Below are 1,672 nucleotides of genomic sequence, written 5' to 3'. Positions count from 1 at the left end.
GTGCCCATCCAGAAACTCATAATTCATTGATTTCTGGTTAATATTATTGATCAGGCATAAAAAAATCCTCTTGGATCTGGTATGTTTTAAGCGCGAACCAAAACCACCAACCCAAGAGGATTCCGCATGCGAGAGACCCGCAATGCTCAGGCAAGTATATTCGAGAATTACTCGGATCATCAACATGGGATCCTTCTGCAAAGACTGTCAGAGCGGCTGGATGACTATCCACAGCTGCTTGCTCTGGTGGCAGAAGACCTGATCGACGCAGACGTCTCGCCGGTAGGGCGAACGGGCCTTAGCGCGGAGAGCGTATTGCGCTGTTTGCTGCTCAAGCAGCAACTGCGGGTCAGCTATGAGCAGTTGGCCTTTCACCTGTCGGATTCCATGACTTACCGGGCCTTTGCCCGCCTGGGCCACCTCATGCCCAGCCGGTCAGGCCTACAGTCGACCATCCGCCGTATCAGACCGGACACCCTGGAACAGGCGTACCGTTTACTGACGCACAACTTGCTGGATCAGGGCGTGATCTCGCTGGACACATTGCGCATCGACAGCACGGTGGTGGCCAGCCACATCGCCCCGCCCAGCGACAGCCAGCTGTTAAACGATGCCATCCGTGTGATCAGTCGCCTGTTGGCGACCAGCCGGGATCGCACGGGCATCAAGATTCGCTTCGTTGACCAGCGCAAGCCGGCAAAGTCCCTGGCATTCCGGATATTCAATGCCAAGAAGGCTGAGAAGGAAGTGCTCTACCCCGATCTTCTCAGGATTACGCGGCTGGTGCTGAGGCAGGCAGACCGGGGCCTGCACCGGTTTGCCGAGACGGGCGGCCTCACACAGTCCCAGCAAACGTGGTGTTGGGATCTGGCTCACTATCGGGCGTTGGCACAGCAAGTGGTGACGCAAACCGAGCGCCGGGTCATTCAGGGAGAACGGGTGCCCGCATCACAGAAGCTTGTCAGCCTGTTCGAGCCCCATACCGACATCATCGTCAAGGCGTTTCGGGATGTACAATACGGCCACAAGGTCAACCTGAGCAGTGATAAAAACGGCTTTATCACGGCGTTTTCCATTGAGGACGGCAACCCGTCCGACAAGGACTTGTTCCTGCCCGTGCTGGATTATCACGAATCGGCGCTGGGACAGTTACCGCGTGCCGTGGTCGCTGACGGCGGTTACGCCAGCCAGGCGAATGTGACCGCCGGCAGAGCCCGGGGCGTCAAGCAGGTCGTCTTCCATAAGCCGGTCGGGGTCTCGCTGAACGCGATGGGGGTTAAGTCCAAAACCTTCCAGGCTCTGAAACACTTCCGCGCCGGCGTGGAGGGCAATATCTCTGAGTTAAAACGCGCCTTCGGAGCCACAAAAGCCCGATGGAAAGGTCATGATGGCTTCAAGGCGTTTGTCTGGGCGTCTGTGCTGAGTTACAACCTGGTGCGGCTGGCCCGACTGGATACTGGCTAGATCGCCACGCGGAACCGAAAATCGCCAAATGCCCCGCACAGACAGGCCGTGTGAGGGCCCGCCGTGGGCTAAAGCCGCAGAAGTTGACCAAATAACAACCAATGACGCCAATAATTCAGGCATCGCTGGTATCCTTTAGCTTCTCACTCACACTGGTTCTTCCTGGAGCACGTCAGATCACCGGAAAACGGTGTTTCTGGATGGGCAC

The 1,672-nt window shown here is 57.1% G+C and carries 1 protein-coding gene; it reads left to right on the top strand.

Annotated elements, in window-relative coordinates:
- Window positions 1-126: 126 nt before the first annotated feature.
- The gene (locus M8010_RS19850; RefSeq protein ID WP_250094431.1) at window positions 127-1,464 is read left to right on the top strand and encodes an ISNCY family transposase; all 1,338 of its coding nucleotides are present in this window, start codon (window positions 127-129) and stop codon (window positions 1,462-1,464) included.
- Window positions 1,465-1,672: the final 208 nt, after the last annotated feature.

The sequence above is a fragment of the Marinobacter sp. ATCH36 genome (assembly GCF_023555055.1).
Lineage (GTDB): Bacteria > Pseudomonadota > Gammaproteobacteria > Pseudomonadales > Oleiphilaceae > Marinobacter.
Note: the sequence above shows the minus strand (reverse complement) of the source record. Positions and strands in the feature narration are given on the sequence as shown.

Excerpts from the sequence above, each read along its gene's own strand:
- M8010_RS19850 (WP_250094431.1), top strand. The coding sequence starts at position 127 with ATGCGAGAGACCCGCAATGCTCAGGCAAGTATATTCGAGAATTACTCG.